At 68.3% G+C, this 20,253-nt stretch carries 20 protein-coding genes; 13 read left to right on the top strand and 7 right to left on the bottom strand.

Going from position 1 to position 20,253, the window contains the following annotated elements:
• Positions 1 to 727: 727 nt before the first annotated feature.
• From qcrB to ctaE, 4 genes are read right to left on the bottom strand one after another with little or no spacing between them, the layout of a single operon-like run.
• Complete coding sequence (gene qcrB, locus B9Y95_RS05955; RefSeq protein WP_064296978.1) at positions 728 to 2,362, bottom strand: cytochrome bc1 complex cytochrome b subunit; 1,635 nt, start codon at positions 2,360 to 2,362, stop codon at positions 728 to 730.
• Entirely contained in the window at positions 2,359 to 3,444 is a 1,086-nt protein-coding gene (gene qcrA / locus B9Y95_RS05950; protein ID WP_085510950.1) for a cytochrome bc1 complex Rieske iron-sulfur subunit, read from the bottom strand. Before qcrA ends, qcrB begins: the two co-directional genes overlap by 4 nt.
• A 35-nt stretch (positions 3,445 to 3,479) precedes the next feature.
• Positions 3,480 to 4,325 carry a cytochrome bc1 complex diheme cytochrome c subunit gene (gene qcrC, locus B9Y95_RS05945; protein ID WP_064296976.1) on the bottom strand — a complete coding sequence of 282 codons (846 nt, stop codon included), beginning with the start codon at positions 4,323 to 4,325 and terminating at the stop codon, positions 3,480 to 3,482.
• Positions 4,326 to 4,343: 18 nt separating this feature from the next.
• Positions 4,344 to 4,973 (bottom strand): aa3-type cytochrome oxidase subunit III, encoded by a 630-nt coding sequence (ctaE, locus tag B9Y95_RS05940; RefSeq protein ID WP_428844491.1) that lies wholly within the window; start codon positions 4,971 to 4,973, stop codon positions 4,344 to 4,346.
• 183 nt (positions 4,974 to 5,156) lie between these two features.
• Here ctaE and trpD point away from each other — a divergent pair, with 183 nt between their 5' ends.
• From trpD to B9Y95_RS05915, 5 genes are all read left to right on the top strand, one after another.
• Positions 5,157 to 6,218, top strand: a complete 1,062-nt coding sequence (trpD, locus tag B9Y95_RS05935) for an anthranilate phosphoribosyltransferase (protein ID WP_085510948.1) — start codon at positions 5,157 to 5,159, stop codon at positions 6,216 to 6,218.
• Between the two features lie 116 nt (positions 6,219 to 6,334).
• The gene (dhaK, locus tag B9Y95_RS05930; RefSeq protein WP_085511090.1) at positions 6,335 to 7,336 is read left to right on the top strand and encodes a dihydroxyacetone kinase subunit DhaK; all 1,002 of its coding nucleotides are present in this window, start codon (positions 6,335 to 6,337) and stop codon (positions 7,334 to 7,336) included.
• 4 nt (positions 7,337 to 7,340) lie between these two features.
• Entirely contained in the window at positions 7,341 to 7,985 is a 645-nt protein-coding gene (gene dhaL, locus B9Y95_RS05925) for a dihydroxyacetone kinase subunit DhaL (RefSeq protein ID WP_085510947.1), read from the top strand.
• On the top strand, positions 7,982 to 8,692 hold the full coding sequence (gene dhaM, locus B9Y95_RS05920) for a dihydroxyacetone kinase phosphoryl donor subunit DhaM (RefSeq protein ID WP_085510946.1): 711 nt from the start codon (positions 7,982 to 7,984) through the stop codon (positions 8,690 to 8,692). The genes dhaL and dhaM overlap by 4 nt, the downstream gene beginning before the upstream one ends.
• Positions 8,693 to 8,776: 84 nt before the next feature.
• Complete coding sequence (locus B9Y95_RS05915) at positions 8,777 to 9,001, top strand: hypothetical protein (protein ID WP_133059937.1); 225 nt, start codon at positions 8,777 to 8,779, stop codon at positions 8,999 to 9,001.
• A gap of 21 nt (positions 9,002 to 9,022) precedes the next feature.
• Here the strand turns inward: B9Y95_RS05915 and B9Y95_RS05910 are convergent, their stop codons facing one another.
• Positions 9,023 to 9,601, bottom strand: coding sequence for a TetR/AcrR family transcriptional regulator (locus B9Y95_RS05910; protein WP_085510944.1), 579 nt, complete (start codon positions 9,599 to 9,601; stop codon positions 9,023 to 9,025).
• Between the two features lie 263 nt (positions 9,602 to 9,864).
• On the opposite strand from B9Y95_RS05910, the gene B9Y95_RS05905 reads away from it, so the two are divergent.
• The 4 genes from B9Y95_RS05905 (at position 9,865) to B9Y95_RS05890 (ending at position 13,592) form a co-directional block, all read left to right on the top strand.
• Positions 9,865 to 10,767: an ABC transporter ATP-binding protein gene (locus tag B9Y95_RS05905; protein ID WP_085511089.1), complete on the top strand. Its 903-nt coding sequence runs from the start codon at positions 9,865 to 9,867 to the stop codon at positions 10,765 to 10,767.
• 29 nt (positions 10,768 to 10,796) lie between these two features.
• The gene (locus B9Y95_RS05900) at positions 10,797 to 11,618 is read left to right on the top strand and encodes an ABC transporter permease (RefSeq protein WP_085510943.1); all 822 of its coding nucleotides are present in this window, start codon (positions 10,797 to 10,799) and stop codon (positions 11,616 to 11,618) included.
• 61 nt (positions 11,619 to 11,679) lie between these two features.
• Entirely contained in the window at positions 11,680 to 12,891 is a 1,212-nt protein-coding gene (locus B9Y95_RS05895; RefSeq protein WP_085510942.1) for a sensor histidine kinase, read from the top strand.
• Positions 12,888 to 13,592, top strand: a complete 705-nt coding sequence (locus tag B9Y95_RS05890) for a response regulator transcription factor (RefSeq protein ID WP_234993975.1) — start codon at positions 12,888 to 12,890, stop codon at positions 13,590 to 13,592. Before B9Y95_RS05895 ends, B9Y95_RS05890 begins: the two co-directional genes overlap by 4 nt.
• A 111-nt stretch (positions 13,593 to 13,703) precedes the next feature.
• Here the strand turns inward: B9Y95_RS05890 and B9Y95_RS05885 are convergent, their stop codons facing one another.
• Positions 13,704 to 16,076: an ATP-binding cassette domain-containing protein gene (locus B9Y95_RS05885; protein ID WP_085511087.1), complete on the bottom strand. Its 2,373-nt coding sequence runs from the start codon at positions 16,074 to 16,076 to the stop codon at positions 13,704 to 13,706.
• Between the two features lie 167 nt (positions 16,077 to 16,243).
• Here B9Y95_RS05885 and B9Y95_RS05880 point away from each other — a divergent pair, with 167 nt between their 5' ends.
• Positions 16,244 to 16,837, top strand: coding sequence for an HdeD family acid-resistance protein (locus B9Y95_RS05880; protein WP_159453334.1), 594 nt, complete (start codon positions 16,244 to 16,246; stop codon positions 16,835 to 16,837).
• Positions 16,838 to 16,907: 70 nt separating this feature from the next.
• On the opposite strand, the gene B9Y95_RS05875 is transcribed toward B9Y95_RS05880, so the two are convergent.
• A complete protein-coding gene (locus B9Y95_RS05875) occupies positions 16,908 to 17,672 on the bottom strand; it encodes an SDR family oxidoreductase (protein ID WP_085510940.1) in 765 nt (254 codons plus the stop codon).
• A gap of 194 nt (positions 17,673 to 17,866) precedes the next feature.
• Between B9Y95_RS05875 and B9Y95_RS05870 the strand changes: the two genes are divergently transcribed.
• From B9Y95_RS05870 to B9Y95_RS05860, 3 genes are read left to right on the top strand one after another with little or no spacing between them, the layout of a single operon-like run.
• The gene (locus B9Y95_RS05870) at positions 17,867 to 18,358 is read left to right on the top strand and encodes an NfeD family protein (RefSeq protein ID WP_064296968.1); all 492 of its coding nucleotides are present in this window, start codon (positions 17,867 to 17,869) and stop codon (positions 18,356 to 18,358) included.
• Positions 18,359 to 18,360: 2 nt separating this feature from the next.
• Positions 18,361 to 19,380 carry an SPFH domain-containing protein gene (locus tag B9Y95_RS05865; protein WP_085510939.1) on the top strand — a complete coding sequence of 340 codons (1,020 nt, stop codon included), beginning with the start codon at positions 18,361 to 18,363 and terminating at the stop codon, positions 19,378 to 19,380.
• 7 nt (positions 19,381 to 19,387) lie between these two features.
• Complete coding sequence (locus tag B9Y95_RS05860) at positions 19,388 to 20,167, top strand: glycerophosphodiester phosphodiesterase family protein (protein WP_085510938.1); 780 nt, start codon at positions 19,388 to 19,390, stop codon at positions 20,165 to 20,167.
• Positions 20,168 to 20,253 lie beyond the last annotated feature (86 nt).

Below are 20,253 nucleotides of genomic sequence, written 5' to 3'. Positions count from 1 at the left end.
CCAAGTTGTCATCGAAGAGCCCCCGAGCCATGCTCGGGGGCTCTCTCGTGTTCTGGTGCTCGCTTGGACGCTGAGAACAAGCAGCCGCCATGGTGCGAGGACAGCGCCCGAAGTCGTGACCCTCACCCTTCCGGCAGACCAGGCTGCTCACACAGTGGCAGCCGTACTCCGGTGTGACCCCTGCGCACGTCTCAGGGACCAGGGGAGCGCCCCTGGTCCCTGAAGACTGTCGAGGGGCGCACACCGCCGCCAACAGGGGACTCAGCGTGTGTATCGAAGAGACCTGGCGCAGAGTGCGAACCTCGTCCTGAGCCTGTCGGGGGCACACGCCGCCCGCAGAGGACTCAGGGTGCGTACGGAAGGGATCTGGCGCAGGTATTCCGGTCCCTGAGCCCGTCGGAGGGCGGCAGCGGTCCGGTGTCTCCTCGGTACGGTCCTGAACGCCCTGGGTCGGGAACGTCGCCCCCGGGGCCGGTCGATCGGCTCCCATCGTCTGCTGTCGCGCAGGAATGCCGGTGAGCCGCGGTGAGCGAACGTGGGGCCCTGAGTGTGTACGAAGCGCTCACATTGCCCACAGCGGCCCTCGTCGCCCGGAGAACGGGGGAGAGGACTGCACGGACGTCCGCTGTCGCACGCGTCTTGCCGCGGCGCAGTTCGGCGATACCCGCCCTCAATGACGAAAGCCCCGCAGTCCGTGAGGACTGCGGGGCTTTCCCAGGGGATCCGCCTAGTGGTGGTCGCCGTGGGAACGTTCGATCTCCGTGTTCGTGACCGGAGCGATCCGATCCTCGAAGAACCAGCGGGACATCGCGGCGCGAGCCTTCTGGACACCGGTGATCTTGCCCTTGGCGTTCGGACGGATCATCAACGGCTTGTGGTCGTCGTAGCTCGCGAGGCGCCAGCGCTCGTACTCGTCGACGGGCTCGTGGACTTCGATGAACTCGCCACCGGGGAGGCGGACGATGCGCCCGGTCTCGTACCCGTGGAGGAGGATCTCGCGATCCTTCTTCTGCAGCGCCAGGCAGGTCCGCTTCGCGATGAAGTAGGCGATGAACGGTCCGAGGATGAGGATCGCCTGCAGCGTGTGGATCACGCCCTCCATCGTCACCTTGAAGTGGGTGGCGATGATGTCCGAGCTCGCAGCAGCCCACAGGGCGGCGTAGAAGGTGACACCGGCAGCACCGATGGCGGTGCGGGTCGGCGCGTTGCGCGGACGGTCGAGGATGTGGTGCTCGCGCTTGTCACCCGTGATCCACGCCTCGACGAACGGGTAGATGAACACCGTGACGATGAACAGACCCAGGACGAGGACGGGAAGGATGATGTTGAACGAGAACGTGTGATCCCAGAGGACGAACTCGAGGTGCGGGGGAACCAGGCGGAGCGCGCCGTCGGCGAACCCGATGTACCAGTCAGGCTGCGTACCCGCCGAGACCGGGGAGGGGTCGTACGGTCCGTAGTTCCAGATCGGGTTGATCGTGAACAGCGAGGCGATGAGCATCACGACACCGAAGACGATGAAGAAGAAGCCACCGGCCTTCGCCGCGTAGACGGGGAGGACGGGGAATCCGACCACGTTCTGCTCGGTGCGACCGGCGCCCGGGAACTGCGTGTGCTTGTGCACGACGACGAACACCAGGTGCAGGGCGATGAAGAGCAGCACCAGCGCCGGCAGGAGCAGGATGTGGAGCGTGTAGAGCCGGCCGACGATGTCGGTGCCCGGGAACTCTCCACCGAACAGCAGGAAGGTCGTCCACGTACCGATGATGGGCAGACCCTTGACCATGCCGTCGATGATCCGCAGACCGTTACCGGAGAGCAGGTCGTCGGGCAGCGAGTACCCGGTGAAGCCCTCGGCCATGGCCAGGATGAACAGGACGAAACCGATCACCCAGTTCAGCTCACGCGGCTTCCGGAACGCACCGGTGAAGAAGATGCGCAGCATGTGCAGGCCGATGGACGCCACGAACAGCAGGGCCGCCCAGTGGTGCACCTGACGCATCAGGAGGCCGCCGCGGATGTCGAAAGAGATGTCGAGCGTCGACGCCATGGCGACGGACATCTCGATGTTCTTCAGCGGGACGAAGGACCCGTCGTAGTGGACTTCCGCCATCGATGCCTGGAAGAAGAAGGTGAGGAAGGAGCCCGACAGCAGGATGATGACGAAGCTGTAGAGCGCGACCTCGCCGAGGAGGAACGACCAGTGGTCGGGGAAGATCTTGCGGCCGAACTCCTTGACGGCGACCGAGATGGACGTCCGCTCTTCGAGGTAGTTCGCTGCGGCGCCGGTGAAACCACCGGAGCTCTTCGCCGGAGCGGCCTTGGCCTGCTCAGGGGCGCGTGTTGCGGTCGAGGTGCTCAATGACGCTCCCAGAAGCTCGGGCCGACAGGTTCGTGGAAGTCGCTCCGCGCGACGAGGTAGCCCTCGTCGTCGACGGTGATCGGCAGCTGCGGAAGCGGCCGGGCGGCCGGTCCGAAGATGACCGCGCAGTGGTTCGTGACATCGAACTGCGACTGGTGGCAGGGGCAGAGGAGGTGGTGCGTCTGCTGCTCGTAGAGCGCGACCGGGCAACCGACGTGCGTGCACACCTTGGAGTAGGCGACGATGCCGTCGTAGGACCAGTCCTTCTTGGACTCCTCCTCGACGAGGTCTTCGGGCTTCAGCCGCATGAGCAGCACGATCGCCTTGGCCTTCTCGTTGAGGACGTGGTCGGCCTCGTGGAGGTTCTCGGGGATCACGTGGAACGCGCTACCGAGGGTCACGTCGGACGCCTTGATGGGCGTACCGGAAGGGTCGCGTGCGAGGCGCGTGCCTTCCTTCCACATCGTGTGCTGCATGAGCTCGACGGGGTCTTCGTCGTACGGCGCGAGACCGCGGAACAACGCGATGCCGGGGAGCGGGAAGACGATGAGCGAGCCGATGAGGCTGTTACGGATGAGCGCGCGTCGTCCGATGCCGGACTCGACGTTCGCCTGGTGCATGATCTCCACCGCGCGATCGCGGCTGGCCTGGTTGCCGCCGACCTTGTGACGGTAGTCGATGCCCTCTTCGTCGTGCATGAGGGCCTTGCCCCAGTGCACGGCACCGATACCGATCGCCAGCAGGGCCAACGCCATGCCGAGACCGATGAACAGGTTGTTCAGGCGGACCGAGGCGATGTCCTCGGGCTCGATCGGGAACGCCATGTAGGCGGCGACCGCCCAGACGCTGCCGGCGATCGACAGGTAGAAGAGGGTGTAGACGGCGCGCTCGGCCCGCTTGTCCTTCTTGGGGTCGAGGTCCGTGACGCGCTTCCGGTGCGGAGGCAGGCCGGGGTCGACGACGGCGTCGCGGGAGATGACCCCGGTACCGGTCGCGACCTGCAGCTCCTGCCCGTGGGCGGACGGATCGGCAGACGAGTCGGCGGCTGGGTGACCCGAGCCGCTCGAGTTGTCGTGAGCCATGGTGCTCCTTCTTACGTGTTGTCGATCCGCGTCGGTCAGTTCGACTTCGCGGTGATCCAGACGGTGAGGGCCACGATCGAGCCGAGGCCGAAGATCCAGAGGAACAGGCCCTCGGAGACGGGGCCGAGCGAGCCGAGGTCGTTGCCGCCCGGTGACGGGTTCTTCTCCATGAACTTGAGCGCGGTGATGATGTCGCGCTTGTCCTCGGGGGAGAGGTTCATGTCGTTGAAGACGGGCATGTTCTGCGGGCCGGTGATCATGGCCTCGTAGATGTGGGCGGCGCTGACGCCGACGAGCGAGGGAGCGTACTTGCCCTCGGTCAGGGCACCACCGGCGGCTGCGACGTTGTGGCACATCGCGCAGTTGATGCGGAAGAGCTGTGCGCCGTTGGAGGCGTCGCCCTCACCGTCCAGGTACTGCTCCTCGGGGATCTCCGGGCCGGGTGCGACCGAGGCGACGTAGGCCGCGAGGGACGAGATCTGCTCCTCGGTGAACTGCACGGGCTTCTCCGGGGCCTGCGGGCCCTGGTTCTGCAGCGGCATCCGGCCGGTGCCGACCTGGAAGTCGACGGCGGCGGCACCGACGCCGAGGAGGCTCGGTCCGGCGGTCGTGCCCTGCATGTCGAGGCCGTGGCAGGTGGCGCAGTTCGCGGAGAAGAGCTTCTCGCCCTCGTCGACGGAGGCCTGCGACTTGGCGGCGGCGACGGGCTCCGCGCTGGCCGTGCTGACGCTGACGGCTGCGTAGGCGCCACCGGTCACGAGGAGGCCGATGGCGAGCAGCGCTGCCGAGGCGAACGGGCTGCGGCGGCCGCTCTTGCGCGTGGCGCGAGCGGCCTTCTTGGACGCCTTGGTGGTCGTCGTCTGGGTGGGGTCAGTCTTCATGGAGTCAGTCATTCCGGGTCAGCGCAGGATGTAGATGACGAAGTAGAGGCCGATCCACACGACGTCGACGAAGTGCCAGTAGTACGAGACGACGATGGCGCTCGTCGCCTCCTTGTGGCCGAATCGTTTGACGGCGTATGCGCGGCCGATCACGAGGAGGAAGGCGATGAGGCCGCCGGTCACGTGCAGGCCGTGGAAGCCGGTCGTGAGGTAGAACGCCGAGCCGTACGCGTTCGAGCTGAGGGAGATGCCCTCGCTGACGAGCGTCGCGTACTCGAGGATCTGGCCGGAGACGAACACTGCGCCGAGGGCGTAGGTGAGGAAGAACCACTCGACCATGCCCCACTTGCGCGGGCTCCAGCCCGTCATGCGGGGCTGCATGCGCTCCGCGGCGAAGACGCCGAACTGGCACGTGAACGACGAGGACACGAGGATGATCGTGTTGATCGTCGAGTACGGGACGTTCAGGCGACCGGCCTCGGCCGCCCACAGCTCGGGAGCCATCGATCGCAGCGTGAAGTAGATCGCGAAGAGGCCGGCGAAGAACATGACCTCGCTGCCCAGCCAGACGATCGTTCCAACCGCGACCGTGTTCGGTCGGTTGATCCGGGGCGCGCTCGGCGCAAGGTTGATTGAGGTGCTCGTCACCCCTCCATTATGGCCGAAAGCCGGAGCGGTTTTTCGCATTTCGGGGGCGGCGAGCACGCTCGGATCAGTAAGGCTAGCCTTATTTCCTGACCGGAATCTTCGGTTCTGCTGCGGGATTCATGTGATCTTCGCCTCCACAGGCAGCTCCGGGCGTCGGCGAGTCGCGCTTGTAAGATCGTCGACATGCCTCTCACGACCTGGCCGACGCTCATCGGCGACCTGCTCGCCGGAACCGATCTCAGTGTGTCGGAGTCGACGTGGGCGATGGAACGCATCATGACCGGCCAGGTGACGGACGCTCAGCTCGCCGGCTTCCTCATCGCGCTGCGGCGTAAAGGGGAGACGGTCGACGAGATCGTCGGGTTCCGCGACGCGATCCTCGACCACGCGAAGCCGCTCGTCGCCCCCTCTCGGGCCCTCGACATCGTCGGCACCGGCGGCGACCGCTTCGGCACGGTCAACATCTCGACGACCGCGTCCATCGTCGCGGCGGCGACGGGCATCCCCGTCATCAAGCACGGCAACCGCGCGGCGAGCTCCGCCTCGGGATCAAGTGACGTGCTCTCGGCGTTGGGCGTCGACCTCGCTCTGCCGACGGACCTGGTGGGGGAGGTGCTGGCGTCGACGGGCATCACCTTCGCGTACGCGGCGGCGTTCCACCCCGGTTTCGGCCACGCTGGAGCGGTCCGTGCGGAGCTCGGCGTGCCGACGGTCTTCAACTTCCTGGGCCCGCTCGTCAACCCGGCCCGGCCGGAGGCGTCGGCGGTCGGTGTCGCGCACGCCGACCGCATCCCGCTGTTCGTGGGCGTCTTCCAGACGCGTGGGGCGACCGCCCTCGTCTTCCGGGGCGACGACGGACTCGACGAACTGACGACGACAGGGCACAGCCACCTCTGGGAGATCACCCGCGGAGCCGTCACCGAGCACGACCTGGATCCCCGGGAACTCGGCATCCGCCGTGCGTCGATCGATGATCTGATCGGCGGTGACGCCCAGCACAACGCCGGTGTCGTGCGCGCCACGCTCGCCGGCGAGGAGGGTCCGGTCCGCGACATCGTCCTGCTGAACGCCGCGGCCGGGATCGTCGCGTTCGAACTGTCGGAGGATCCGACGCAGGCCCAGCGGCCGATCCTCGAGCGGTTCGCCGCAGCGCTCGTGTCCGCCGCGGCCGTCGTCGACTCGGGTGCGGCGACCGCGACACTCGACGCCTGGGTGGACGCCACCCGCACGCTCGGCTCGCGCTGATCCGCGCGGTGGCCGGGTCTTCCGGCCCTACCGGCGGTGGGCCGCAGCGCGTAGGTTGAGACCCGATGCCGGCGTACCCGGTCGGCGGACCCGAACCGATCTTGCAGGAGGATTCAATGAAGAAGCTCATCAATGATCCCAAGGACGTCGTCGTCGAGGCGGTGGCCGGATTCGGCGCCGCGCACTCCGACCTCGTCACCGTGTCGCTCGACCCGGTGTTCATCGCCCGAGCCGATGCCCCGGTCGCCGGGAAGGTGGGGATCGTGAGCGGCGGCGGCAGCGGGCACGAGCCCCTCCACGGCGGGGTCGTCGGATTCGGGATGCTCGACGCGGCCGTACCCGGCCCCGTGTTCACCTCGCCTACTCCGGACCCCATCCTCGCCGCCACGAAGGCGGTGGACGGTGGTGCCGGCGTCCTGCACATCGTCAAGAACTACACGGGCGACGTCCTCAACTTCGAGACCGCGGCAGACCTCGCGCTGGCCGAGGGTATCGAGGTGCGCTCGGTCATCGTCGACGACGACGTCGCGGTGAAGGACTCGCTCTACACGGCGGGGCGTCGGGGTGTCGCCGGCACCGTCCTCGTGGAGAAGCTCGCCGGGGCACGTGCCGAGGCCGGGGGCGGACTCGACGAGGTCGCCGACCTCGCGACAAAGGTCAACGAGCGCACCCGCACGATGGGCGTGGCACTCACCCCGTGCGTCGTCCCGCACGCGGGCGAGCCGAGTTTCACCCTGGCCGACGACGAGATCGAGATCGGCATCGGGATCCACGGTGAGCCCGGCCGTGAACGCATCCCGCTGGAGCCCGCCGACCGGATCGTCGACCGGCTGCTCGCCCCCATCCTCGAGGACCTTCCGTACGCGCCGGGCGAGCGGGCCCTCGTCCTGGTGAACGGGATGGGCGGGACGCCGCAGGTGGAGCTCTTCATCGTCTTCCGCCGCGTGGCCGAGGCGCTCGCGGAGCGCGGGATCGAGGTGGCACGGTCGCTCGTGGGGAACTACACGACCAGCCTCGAGATGCAGGGTGTGTCGATCACCCTCCTGAAACTCGACGACGAACTGATCGAATTGTGGGACGCCCCGGTGCAGACCGCGGCGCTCCGGTGGGGACGGTAGACGGATGGGATTGGACGGAGCCTGGGCGATCGCCTGGATGCGGGGGAGTGCGGCGGTCGTCGCAGAGCATCGGGTGGAGCTGATCACGCTCGACCGCGACATCGGGGACGGCGACCATGGCGAGAACCTGGACCGCGGGTTCTCCGCGATCCTGCCGAAGCTCGACGAACAGCCTGCCGATGCGACGCCCGCCGACATCCTCAAGCTCGCCGCGACGACGCTCATCTCGACCGTCGGAGGTGCGAGCGGCCCGCTGTACGGCACCGCGCTGCTGAAAGCGTCGATCGCCGTGGCCGGCCAGGAAGACCTCGACGCCGATGCCGTCGTCGCCCTGCTGACGGCGGCACGCGACGGGATCGTGCTCCGTGGCAAGGCCGAGGTCGGCGACAAGACCATGATCGACGCGTGGACACCCGCCGTGGACGCTGCATCCTCGGCGGCGGCAGGGGGGGAGTCGCCCGCACGGGTGCTGGCCGCCGCCGCGGACGCCGCGTGGGGTGGCGCAGCCGCGACTGAACCGCTCGTCGCCCGCAAGGGTCGTGCCAGCTACCTCGGTGAACGGGCCGTCGGGCACCGCGACCCAGGGGCGCAGTCCACCTCCTATCTCCTGCAAGCTGCGGCTGCGGCCGCTGGGGAGGGTGCTGCATGAGCGGGGGAGCCGTCGGCCTCGTCTTCGTCTCGCACAGCGCGCTGATCGCGGAGGGGCTCATCGCCCTGGCACGCCAGATGGCGCCCGACGCGGCCCTCGCCGCAGCCGGTGGTACCGATGAGGGAGGGATCGGCACGAGCTTCGAGCTGGTCTCCGCCGGGATCGCCGCCGTGGACTCCGGGGCCGGGGTGGTGGTGCTGTGCGATCTGGGATCGGCGATCCTGACCGCTGAGACGGCACTCGACTTCCTCGACGACGACGTCCGAGGCCGGGTACGCGTCGTCGACGCCCCGCTCGTCGAAGGCGGGGTCGCCGCAGCCGTGGCCGCGCAGACCGGCGCGTCGCTCGACGAGGTCGTGGCCGCCGCGCGGTCTGCAGCCGGCGGTGACCCTGCCCAGCACGGCGCCGACGAGGCGACTCGGGCGGGAGGGTCCGACGATCCGACCGCGTCCCACGCCGCAGCCTCCGTGACCCTGCGGAACAAGGACGGGCTCCATGCTCGACCCGCTGCGGAGTTCGTGAAGTTGGCGAGCGCGTTCGCGGCCAAGGTGGTCGTGAACGGGAAGGATGCCAAGAGCCTGCTCGGGATCATGTCACTGGGCCTCGTCAGGGGGGCGGTCGTGGAGCTGCAGGCGGACGGTCCGGACGCGGAGGATGCCGTCGGGGCACTGGCGTCGCTCATCGAATCCGGCTTCGGAGAGGTCTGACGGGTCGCGCTCGGGGCGGAAGCAGGTCGGCGCACCGTGCGCAACGGGGTGGTCTACGCCGACGGTCGGCGTAGCATGACCCGCATGAACGAGCAGACGAAGACGTCGGACACCGAAGACCGCCAGTGCACGGTCTGTGGCCATCCGCTCGCCGAGCACACCTTCGACCGTTCCTCCGGGCACGATCACTTCATGACCTGCCCGACGGGGGAGCGGCTTCCTGACCCGGCGCAGTCCGCCGTCCCGGTCAACGAGTTCGGGATGCCGCTCTGGGACCAGGACCCCGATCGACCCGCTCCGTCGGCCTGACGAACCCGGTGGCGTGCGCCGTCATCCGAGAAGGAGCAACGACCGGACGGCGACGCTGACACCCGTTGTGCGCGATGCCGGCGTCTCGTGCAGTGCGCTGCCGTCGACGAGCCAGCGCACCCATCGGACGAGCTGCTCCGGTGAAGCGTCGGAGCGGGCCGCGGTCGTGCGAACCGCCTCGGTGATGTGGTCGAGTAGGAAGTGGTCGACCATGTCCCGCTCGACGTCGAGGACGGCCGCCACGACGTGGAGATGGGCCATGCCCTGGACCGCGCGAGCGAAACCGACCGCCTGGCCGGCAGCTCGTTGGCGGTCGAGCGCGCCGAGATAGGTGGTCAAGGCGGGGCGCCCAGGCCCCGCTCGTGCGGCGAGATGCAGTTGCTCCTCGGTCCAGGCGGCACTCACCCGCAACAGCGTCATCAGGATGTCGAGCTTGGTGGGGAAGTAGTGGAACAGGGTCCCCGAGGAGATGTCTGCCGCCCGGCAGATGTCGGCCGTCGAGGTGGTCTCGTAGCCCTCGGTGGCGAAACAGCGGTAGGCCGCAGCGAGGATCGCGGTCTGGCGCGCGGTGAACCGCTGTGGGTCGACGATTCTCGGCATGGCAGCTCCCGTATTGCTAAAGCACTCACTCTAGAGTACGCACTCTAGCAATTCAGTCCAGGTCAGAGCCGACTTCCCGGCCGAGCGATGATATCGCGCAGCTCGGAGCGTGAGGCGGTGCTCGCCTCGCGGTCGGACGCTCGACGGTCAGGTCGACGCTGTGTCCGCCGACGATGATCAACCCCTGGTTGGCAGTCGCCGACGCACACTCGTCCGTAGCGTCGATGGCACGAGGCAACCGCTACGACAAGGAGAAAGACGCCATGACGATCGACGTGGAGGGGCTGACCAAGGCCTACCGAGGCACGTACGCGGTGCGGGATGTGAGTTTCAGTGTCCGATCGGGCAAGGTCACCGGCTTCCTGGGGCCGAACGGAGCAGGCAAGTCCACGACGATGCGTTCGATCGTCGGGCTCGACCGACCCGACGCTGGTCGAGCACGTATCGACGGCTCTGAGTACCGGACGTTCGCTGCGCCGCTGCGCGAGGTCGGTGCTCTGCTGGACGCGCGGGCGGCGCACCGGTCGCGGTCGGCGCTGAACCACCTCGCCTCGATCGCGGCGACGCACCGCATCCCGCGCTCGCGCGTCGACGAGGTGCTCGAGGCGACGGGGCTCAGCGCGGTCGCCAGGAAGAAGGTCGGCGGGTTCTCCCTCGGGATGGGTCAGCGCTTGGGGATCGCCGCGGCGCTGTTGGGCGATCCGGGCACGCTCATCCTCGACGAGCCGGTCAACGGCCTGGACCCCGAGGGCGTGACCTGGGTCCGGGAGCTCCTGGCCCGTCTTGCGGCCGAGGGGCGGACGGTGTTCCTGTCCTCGCACCTGCTGAACGAGCTCGCGCTCATCGCAGACCACGTGATCATCATCGGTCGCGGCGAGATCATCGCGGACGCACCGATCGGTTCGCTCACCGAGCGGGGAGACGGTCGTGTGCGCGTTCGCACGCCCGATGCTCCGGCTCTCACTCGCCGGATCACCTCAGCGGGGGCGACCGTCGCGTCGAGCGAGCCGGGCGTGCTGGACGTGGAGGGTCTCTCCGCGGAGCAGATCGCCCGTGCCGCGCACGAGGCGGGAGTGCTGCTCACCGAGTTGACGCCCCTGCGCCAGACCCTCGAAGAGGCCTACAACCGACTCACCCGCGACGCGCAGGAATTCGTCTCCGCCTGACGTCGCGCCCCCTCGAAAGGACCATCCTCATGAGCACCACCACCGACATGGCCGCGGCACCCGTCGTACGGCGCATCTCCGCAGGCGAGGTCAGCCTCGTCGGCACGATCGTCTCCGAATGGGTCAAGTTCCGAGGACTCGCCTCGAACCACGTCCTCGCAGGATTCGCGTTCCTGCTGCTGACCGCGAACGGGATCGCGATGCCCTGGGCGTACGTCTTCCGCGACCGCGGGTCACCGCAGGCGGACTACGACGCCTACCCCGAGATGATCATCGACAAGACCGGTTACGTCGGCATCGTGCTCGCGGTGCTCGCCGTCCTGACGATCACGAACGAGTACCGGTCCGGTCAGATCGGCACGACACTGCTCGCGGTTCCGCGTCGGACGGCGGTGCTCGTCGCGAAGGCCTCGATCATCGCGGGTGTCTCGTTCCTCATCGGTGTCGTCAGCTCAGCGGTCGGGTTCGCCCTCGCGCCCATCATCCTGGCCGGGGGCGGATACGGCTATGTGCTGGAAACACCCGACCTGGCGCGGTTGGTGGTCGGATCCGGGCTCTACCTGGCGGCCATCAGCATCATCGGGATCGCACTCGGCACCATCATCCGCAACGTCGTCGCCGCGGTGCTCGCGACGATCGTGCTCCTCCTCGTCGTGCCGGTGATCCCGCAGATGTTCTCCGAATACGGCACCGAGATCACCCGCTTCTTCCCGATCCAAGCCGGCTCCCTGCTCCTCGCCCCGACCGGTACGGACCCGATGGGACCGTGGACCGGGTATGCCGTTCTGCTGATCTGGACGCTGGCGTCGTTCGTCGTCGCAGCGATCACGTTCCTGCGCCGCGACGCCTGAACGGTGCTCACGAGGGACGAGGGAGAATGAGAGCCGAGCTCAGCGTGGAGGTGGCAAGGGTATGAGTGTGATCCAGCCGGTCGTGGACGCCGCGGAGGTCGACCGTGTCCTCGGCACACGCGTGCTGCGCTGGTTCAGTGCCCACCAGCGTGTGGTCGACGCACTGGTCGCTGTGACATGTCTCCTGGTCCAGGTGCTCGGGCTGGTCCTGCCAGGTGCGCAACCGCTCTGGCCGGGGTTGCCGTTGGTGATCCTCTCGAGCGTGCTCCTGTTGTGGCGGCGTCGGTATCCGCGGGCGATCCTCGTCGCCGTCGCGCTCGCGAACACGGCGGGTGTGCTCCTGCCCGCCCCCGTCGCACCGGTGACGCTGCCCGCCGCCGTCGCGCTGTATTCGGTAGCCGCCATGCTGCCCACCAGAACCGCGCTGTCGGGCTACGCGGTCCTCGTGGGGCTCCCCGCGTCGGGACTGCTCGTCCGTCTGCTCGTGACGGGGTCGACCCAGGCCCCGTCGTTGCTGGAACCGCTGGCGCTGCTCGCTCTTGCCGCAGGTGTCGCCGCCCGCGGTGTGACGCAGCGCCGAGCGGCCCTCACGCAACTCGTGAACCAACGACTCACCACGGCGCGGGTGGTGGAGCGGCAGCGGATCGCCGCGGAGATGCACGATGTCGTCGCCCACTCGCTGTCGACGATGATCTCCCTCGCGGACGGGGCGTCCAGCGGCTGGGAACGGCACCCCGAGCGGTCGGCCCGAGCGCTCGAGCAGCTGGGTGGTGTCGGGCGCAGCGCGCTGGGAGAGATGAACCGCGTCCTGCAGGTGCTCCGAGAGGGGGATGCGGTGCTGGACCAGCGTCTGCACCGGTCGGGACACAACGTCTCCGACGTGGAGGAGGTCGTCGAGGTCTTCCGCAGCACCGGCATGCCCGTCACGCTCACCCGTTCCGGCGGGACCATGCCGGAGCAGCCCGCGCTGGTGACAACGGTGTACCGGATCGTCCAGGAGTCGCTCACCAACGTGTTGCGGTACGCCGTCGACCCCACGCGAGTCGAGGTCGGCATCGACGTGGCACCCGGCATCGTCGCGGTGCGGGTCACCGACGACGGCCGCATCGACACCCACCGAACTCGAGCTCCGAGCCAGGGGAGTGGGCATGGGCTCCCGGGTATCGCCGCTCGAGCCGCGGCGTACGGCGGCGCGAGCGAAGCAGGGCCGTGTGCGGGCGGGGGCTGGTCGACGAGCGCGACGCTGCACATCGAGCGAGGAGCAGCGACGTGAGCGCGACCAGTCCCTCGATCGTCAGCGTGCTGGTGGTGGACGACCAGGAACTCGTCCGGATTGGAAGCGCGCTGACCCTGGACTCCGCGCCCGACATCGAGGTCGTGGGGGAGGCGGCGACAGGTGAGGAGGCGATTCGGCGTGCACGGGAACTGCGACCGGACGTCGTCCTCATGGATGTGCGGATGCCCGGCATGGGCGGCGTCGAAGCGACCAGGATCATCACCACGGTCGACCCGGCCACACGCGTCCTCATCCTCACCACGTTCGACATCGACGAGTACGCGTTCGGAGGCCTCGACGCCGGCGCCAGCGCCTTCCTGCTGAAGAGCACCCCACCAGACCGGTTGCAGGAGGCTGTTCGGACGATCCATGCCGGCGAAGCCGTCGTCGAACCCAGGATCACGAAGCGACTCATCGAGCACTATGCCTCCGGTGGACGGTCGCGCGAGCACGGGGGAGCAGGTGGGACAGCCCACCCGCTGGACCCGCTCAGCCCGCGCGAGCACGACGTGTTCGGATGCATCGTCGCCGGGCTGTCGAATCGCGAGATCTCCGACGCACTCCACCTGTCGCCGTCCACGGTCAAGACGCATGTCAACCGCATCTTCGCCAAGTTGCACCTCCGCGACCGGGTCCACGCGGTGATCCTTGGACAAGAGCTCCGAACCCGAGGCGCGAGGCAGGCCAGATTCGACTGAGTTGACATAATGTGCATTATCAGCTCTTTCCAGCCCGCCGCGAGCGGGGTCGGATCGGGTCACGTCGGCCTGCATCGGCTACCTGAGGTTCGCGACGACGACCGGGGCGCGTCAGGAGCCGATGTACCGAGCGAGATGTTCTCCGGTCAGCGTCGAGCGATCGGCGACGAGCGCTGCGGGCGTCCCGGTGAACACCAGGCGTCCGCCGTCATGACCTGCGCCGGGTCCGAGGTCGACGATCCAGTCCGCATGCGCCATGACCGCCTGATGATGCTCGATGACGATGACCGACTTGCCGGAGTCCACCAACCGGTCCAGGAGCCCGAGCAGATTCTCCACGTCGGCGAGGTGCAGGCCCGTCGTTGGCTCGTCCAGGATGTAGACCTCGCCCGAATCGGCCATCTGTGTCGCCAGTTTGAGTCGCTGTCGTTCGCCTCCGGACAGGGTCGTCAACGGCTGTCCGAGGCTGATATAGCCGAGCCCGACGTCGGTGAGTCGCGTCAGGATGACGTGCGCTGCGGGCGTCCGGGCCGGCCCGTCGGCGAAAAAGGCCTCGGCCTCCGTCACCGACATCGCGAGCACCTCGCTGATGTCCCGCTCCCCCAACTGATATTCCAGAACGGAAGCATCGAACCGGCGGCCCTCGCACACCTCGCAGACGGTCGAGACGCTCGCCATGACGCCGAGATCGGTGAAGACGACCCCGGCGCCGTTGCAGTTCGGGCAGGCTCCCGCCGAGTTCGAGCTGAACAGCGCCGGCTTGACCCCGTTGGCCTTCGCGAACGCCTTGCGGATGGGCTCGAGCAGACCCGTGTACGTCGCCGGGTTACTGCGACGCGAGCCGCGGATCGGACTCTGGTCGACCGTCACCACGCCGGGATGCCCGGCGACCGAGCCGTGGATGAGCGAGCTCTTGCCCGAGCCGGCGACCCCCGTGACGACCACGAGGACGCCGAGCGGCACGTCGACGTCGACGCCCTGCAGGTTGTGCCGGTCGGCGCCGCGGATCTCGATGACACCGGTCGGTCGACGCAGCGCCGGCTTGAGCGCGGCGCGGTCGTCGAAGTGGCGTCCGGTGAGCGTGTCGCTCGCTCGGAGGCCGTCCACACTCCCCTGGAACGTCACCTGTCCCCCGCCGGTCCCGGCACCTGGGCCGAGGTCGACCACGTGGTCGGCGATCGTGATCGTCTCCGGCTTGTGTTCCACGACGAGGACGGTGTTCCCCTTGTCGCGGAGCCGCAGGAGCAGTTCGTTCATCCGCTGGATGTCATGCGGGTGCAGTCCGACGGTCGGCTCGTCGAACACGTAGGTCACGTCGGTGAGCGACGACCCCAGATGGCGGATCATCTTCGTCCGCTGCGCCTCCCCACCCGAGAGGGTGCCCGTCGTGCGGTCGAGCGACAGGTATCCCAGCCCGATGGCAACGAAGGAGTCCAGCGTCTCCTGGAGGACGGTCAGGAGTGGGCGCACCGACGGTTCGTCGAGCGCCCGGGTCCACGCCGCGAGGTCGCTGATCTGCATCGCGCACAGTTCGGCGATGTTCCGACCGGCGATACGCGAACTCCGTGCGCCCTCGCTCAGGCGGGTCCCCTCACACGCCGGACACGTGGTGAAGGTGACGGCGCGGTCGACGAATGCGCGGATGTGCGGCTGCATCGCCTCACGATCCTTCGAGAGGAACGACTTCTGCACCTTCGGGATGAGGCCCTCGTAGGTCATGTTGATGTCGCCGACCTTGACCTTCACCGGCTCCTTGTGGAGGAAGTCGTGGAGCTCCCGCTCCGTGAAGTCCTGGATGGGCTTGTCCGCGTCGAGGAATCCGGATCCGGTGAAGATCCGCACGCCCCAGCCGTCGGGTGTGTAGCCGGGGATCGTGAGCGCGCCCTGGTTGAGCGACTTCGTGGCGTCGTAGAGCTGGGAACGGTCGATGTCGTTCACGGTCCCCATCCCCTCGCACCGCGGGCACATGCCGCCGGTGATCGAGAAGCTCCGCCGCTCCCTCGTGCTCTGTCCCCCGCGCTCGATGGTCACCGCTCCGGCGCCGCTGATCGAGGCGACGTTGAAGGAGAAGGCCTGCGGAGACCCGATGGACGGATCTCCGATCCGACTGAAGAGGATGCGCAGCATCGTGTTCGCGTCGGTCGCCGTGCCCACCGTCGAACGTGAGTTGGCGCCCATCCGCTCCTGGTCGACGATGATCGCCGTGGTGAGTCCCTCGAGCACGTCGACGTCGGGCCGCGCCTGCGACGGCATGAAGCCCTGGACGAACGCGCTGTAGGTCTCGTTGATCATCCGCTGCGACTCGGCGGCGATCGTCCCGAAGACGAGGGAGCTCTTCCCCGAGCCGGACACGCCCGTGAACACGGTGAGGCGGCGCTTCGGGAGGTCGACGTCGACGTCGCGCAGATTGTGCTCGCGGGCACCCCTGACCCGGATGACGTCGTGGCTGTCGGCGGCCCTGGTGTGCATCGGCGTCTCGGTCATGGCGATCAGCGTATCCGTCGTCATCGGCTGGCGTCTCGCCCCGATCGGCACCGGGCCCGCGCGACATGGAGGGTCATGCTGTGAAACACCTGTGTGAATGCGTCACACTGGTGGAACGCACCCGGTCTGCTCGGGAGCGCCGCACTGTCCACCGTCAGGAGCCGACCATGTCCGAACCTTCCACCACCACTTACACGCTGAACTCCGCCAAGCTGACCGCGAGCCAGATCTCCGGTGTCCGATGGGCCTTCGCGGTCGGTGGGATCCTCACGATCCTCTTGGGTGTCTTCCTGCTGGTCGCGCCGAAGGCCTCGCTGGTCGCCGTCGCGTGGATCTTCGCCGTCTACTTCCTGGTCGCCGGGATCGCCCGTATCACGCGTGGCGTCGTCGCCCGTGAGCACGGCGGACTCTGGCGGGTCCTCACGATCGTGTTCGGTGTGCTGCTGCTCGCCGCCGGCGTCTACATCTTCATCGATCCGCTGCTCGGCATCGGCGCACTCGTCTTCGTGATCGGTGTCTCCTGGATCATCGAGGGCGTGGCCTCGCTGTTCGACTCGGCGCCGGACGTGTCGCGGTGGATCACGATCCTCTACGGCGTCATCAGCGTCGTCGCCGGCGTGTTCGTCCTCGCGAACCCGCTGCTCGCCGCCGTGACCCTCCTGCTCGTCACCGCGTTCTTCCTCATCGCGGCCGGCGTCGTCGAGATCATCCAGGCGATCACCTTCGGCAAGCAGGCGAAGCGGGCCGGTCTCGCCGGCTGACCCCTGGTGGCAGGACGACGAACGCCCGGTCCCTCCAGGGGCCGGGCGTTCGTCGTGTCAGGATCGTGGACTACTCGGCGATGAAGTCGCTCGTGTCCCCCACGTAGCGGGTGTGGTCCTCGGGGATCGGGTCCACGGCGGCCGAGGCGACCTCGGCCGCGAACTCACCGACGTTGTAGAGGCGGCCGGCGGACTCCTTGCGGGAGCTGATCGCACCGGGGTTGGCGCGTTCGAGGAGGGTCGCGGTGATGGTCCCCTCGATCATGTCGCCCGAGACGACCACGAACTCGACACCGGCGGCGTCGAACTCGTCCTGCTTGGCGCGGAGCGCATCCTCGCCCGCGCGCTTGGAGGTCGCGACCGGCACGTACTCGGGCATCGTCGGCGTGGTCCGGATGAAGTGCGCCTGGTGGCTCGTGACGAACACGATCCGCGAGCCGGGGCGGAGCAGCGGGAGGGCGTGTTCGACGACGCTCACCTGCGCGTCGCGGTTGAGCTGCATGGCGTAGTCCTCGGCCATGCCGCTCTCCATCCCTCCGGAGGCGTTCAGCACCAGGACGTCGAGGTCGCCGAGTTCGGCCTTCGTCGTCGCGAACATGGCGGCGACCGAGGTGGGGTCGGTGAGGTCGGCTCCGACCACCAGGGCCTGCACGCCGAGGGCTCGCACCTCGTCGGCGAGCTTGACGGCGCGAGCCTCCTTGTTCCGGTAGTTGATCACGACGTTGGCGCCGGCACCGGCGAAGTACCGGATGGTGTCGGCACCGATGCCGCGGGACGAGCCCGTCACGAGGACGTTCTTCCCGGAGAGTGATCCGGCGGCCAGGGGGTTCGTCACGTGAGGGCTCCTTCAGATCTGGGGCCGCTCATCGGCGGCTGGTTCCAGCCAACGACCTTACCAACAACCGGCAGACGGATCCGGTTCGGCGGTCCGCCCAGCTGATAGCGTTGAACCCGACCGGCGCACCGTCTCGCGCTCCCCCGGACTGCGAGGCGGCAGACGCGAGAGCCGATCCGGGAGGAATCCGCACCATGGACGTCATCACCGAGTACGCCTGGATCGCCTGGTTGGTCCTGATCCTCGTGTTCGTCATCATCGAGATCCTGTCGCTCGAGTTCACCTTCCTCATGCTCGCGCTCGGCGGTACCGTCGGGCTGCTCTCCGGCCTCCTGGGCGCTCCGTGGTGGCTCCAGCTGCTCATCGCAGCCGCTGCCGCCCTCCTGCTCCTGTTGGCCGTCAGGCCGCCGCTGCTCCGAGCGCTGCAACGCGGCGCAGACCCGGCGAAGAGCAACGTCGACGCGCTCCTCGGCATGCCGGGGCTCGTGCTCTCGACGGTGACCCCGCACGGTGGCCAGGTGAAGCTCGGCAACGGCGAGGTCTGGACCGCCAGGACCCCGCACGACTCCCCCGCGTCGTCCCTCGAGCCCGGCACGCGCATCGTCCTGTCCGTCGTCGACGGTGCCACCGCCGTCGTCGTCCCCGTCCCAACCCACCCGGCGCCGCTGGGCGAGCAGAAGGAGTAGTCGTGAACGACATCTCATCAGGAGCGATCATCGGCTGGGTGATCGCGGCCATCGTCGTCATCTTCGTGCTGGTGGTGCTGTTCCGATCCATCCGCATCATCCCGCAGGCGAGCGCCGGCGTGGTCGAGCGGCTCGGTAAGTACCACAAGACCCTCCTGCCGGGTCTGAACCTGCTCATCCCCTTCATCGACCGGTTGCGGCCGCTCATCGATCTGCGCGAGACCGTCGTCTCCTTCCCGCCGCAGCCGGTGATCACCGAGGACAACCTCGTCGTCTCGATCGACACGGTCGTCTACTTCCAGGTGACCGACGCCCGCGCCGCGACCTATGAGATCGCGAACTACCTGGGTGCCGTCGAGCAGCTGACCACGACGACGCTCCGAAACGTCGTCGGTGGGCTGAACCTCGAGGAGGCGCTGACGAGCCGCGACGAGATCAACAGCAAGCTCCGCATCGTGCTCGACGAGGCGACCGGCAAGTGGGGCATCCGCGTCGGACGCGTCGAGCTCAAGGCGATCGACCCGCCGCTCTCCATCCAGGACTCCATGGAGAAGCAGATGCGCGCCGAGCGCGACCGTCGAGCCCTCATCCTCACCGCTGAGGGAACCAAGCAGTCGGCCATCCTGACGGCCGAGGGTGCGCGGCAGGCGGAGATCCTCCGCGCCGAGGGTGATGCCCAGGCAGCCGTGCTCCGTGCTCAGGGTGAGGCGTCAGCCATCCAGACGGTGTTCAAGGCCATCCACGACGGCGACCCCGACGAGAAGCTCCTGGGCTACCAGTACCTGCAGATGCTCCCGAAGCTCGCGGAAGGCCAGGCGAACAAGCTCTGGGTCATCCCGAGCGAACTGACCGAGGCGCTCAAGGGCATCGGCTCCGCCTTCGGGCCGGGGAACACCCGCGACCCTGCCGCCACGGCACGGGCGGCGGCCGCAGCTGCGCAGGCGCCCTCATTCACCACAGCGCCTGCCTCGTCACCCCAGACGCCACCGGCGCCGACGACCCCCGTCCAGCCCGAGGGCTGAGCACGCGGTGACGACAGCGGTCCTCCCCTACTTCCGTCCGGCCCGCCCTCGGGTCCTCGCCCATCGAGGGCTGGCCGGGCCGGGGGTTCCCGAGAACACGCTGTCGTCCTTCCGCCATGCCCTGACTGCCGGCGCCGAGTACGTCGAGACCGACGCGCACTGCACGCGCGACGGACACGCCGTCCTCTTCCACGACCCGTCCCTGCGCCGCATCACCGGCGATCCGAGACCGATCGCGGATCTCGAGCTGGCGGAGCTCCAGCGGATCGACCTCGGCGGCGATCGCATCCCGACGCTGTCGGAGGCGCTGGCCGAGTTCCCCGGGGCACGCTTCAACCTCGACATCAAGGCGGCGGCCGCGGCTGCGCCGGCGGCTGCCTCGATCGTCGGTGCCGGTGCCGCCGACCGGGTGCTCGTCACCTCCTTCGACGAGGGCAGACGTTCCGCGATCGTGCGGGCCGTGGGGCTGGAGGCCGGCGCCGACTCCGTAGCCTCATCCGCGTCGGCCCGGATCCTGCTCCGCGTCCTCCCCGCAGCCGCGCTCGGGCTCCAAGGAGCACTCCGCCGGTCACTCGCGGGAGTTCAGGCGCTCCAGGTGCCCGAACGGTTCCGCGGCGTACCCGTCGTTACGAAGCATCTCCTCGCACAGATGCACGGCCTCGGCGTCGAGGTGCACGTATGGACGGTTAACGAACCCGCCGACATGCGACGCCTGCTGGATCTCGGCGTCGACGGCCTCGTCACCGACCGTTGTGATCTCGCGCTCGAGCTGGTCCGCTCGCGCTGACGGGTCCGCTCCCCGCACCCGGCGTCTCCGCAGCTGGGCAGGAGCTGAGAGCCCGATGGGTGAACGGAACAGTTTACCCAGCTTGT

The sequence above is a fragment of the Plantibacter flavus genome (assembly GCF_900177615.1).
GTDB lineage: Bacteria > Actinomycetota > Actinomycetes > Actinomycetales > Microbacteriaceae > Plantibacter > Plantibacter flavus.
The sequence above is the reverse complement of the archived record's forward strand: the minus strand, read 5'-3'. Positions and strand labels throughout refer to the sequence as shown.

Bases quoted from the DNA above. Each gene is read 5' to 3' on its own strand.
- B9Y95_RS05885 (WP_085511087.1), bottom strand. From the start codon at position 16,076: ATGACCGAGACGCCGATGCACACCAGGGCCGCCGACAGCCACGACGTC.
- trpD (WP_085510948.1), top strand. From the start codon at position 5,157: ATGCCTCTCACGACCTGGCCGACGCTCATCGGCGACCTGCTCGCCGGA.
- B9Y95_RS05870 (WP_064296968.1), top strand. From the start codon at position 17,867: ATGGACGTCATCACCGAGTACGCCTGGATCGCCTGGTTGGTCCTGATC.
- B9Y95_RS05900 (WP_085510943.1), top strand. From the start codon at position 10,797: ATGAGCACCACCACCGACATGGCCGCGGCACCCGTCGTACGGCGCATC.
- B9Y95_RS05895 (WP_085510942.1), top strand. From the start codon at position 11,680: ATGAGTGTGATCCAGCCGGTCGTGGACGCCGCGGAGGTCGACCGTGTC.
- dhaL (WP_085510947.1), top strand. From the start codon at position 7,341: ATGGGATTGGACGGAGCCTGGGCGATCGCCTGGATGCGGGGGAGTGCG.
- qcrA (WP_085510950.1), bottom strand. From the start codon at position 3,444: ATGGCTCACGACAACTCGAGCGGCTCGGGTCACCCAGCCGCCGACTCG.
- B9Y95_RS05910 (WP_085510944.1), bottom strand. From the start codon at position 9,601: ATGCCGAGAATCGTCGACCCACAGCGGTTCACCGCGCGCCAGACCGCG.
- dhaM (WP_085510946.1), top strand. From the start codon at position 7,982: ATGAGCGGGGGAGCCGTCGGCCTCGTCTTCGTCTCGCACAGCGCGCTG.
- qcrC (WP_064296976.1), bottom strand. From the start codon at position 4,325: ATGAAGACTGACCCCACCCAGACGACGACCACCAAGGCGTCCAAGAAG.
- dhaK (WP_085511090.1), top strand. From the start codon at position 6,335: ATGAAGAAGCTCATCAATGATCCCAAGGACGTCGTCGTCGAGGCGGTG.
- B9Y95_RS05905 (WP_085511089.1), top strand. From the start codon at position 9,865: ATGACGATCGACGTGGAGGGGCTGACCAAGGCCTACCGAGGCACGTAC.
- B9Y95_RS05880 (WP_159453334.1), top strand. From the start codon at position 16,244: ATGTCCGAACCTTCCACCACCACTTACACGCTGAACTCCGCCAAGCTG.
- B9Y95_RS05915 (WP_133059937.1), top strand. From the start codon at position 8,777: ATGAACGAGCAGACGAAGACGTCGGACACCGAAGACCGCCAGTGCACG.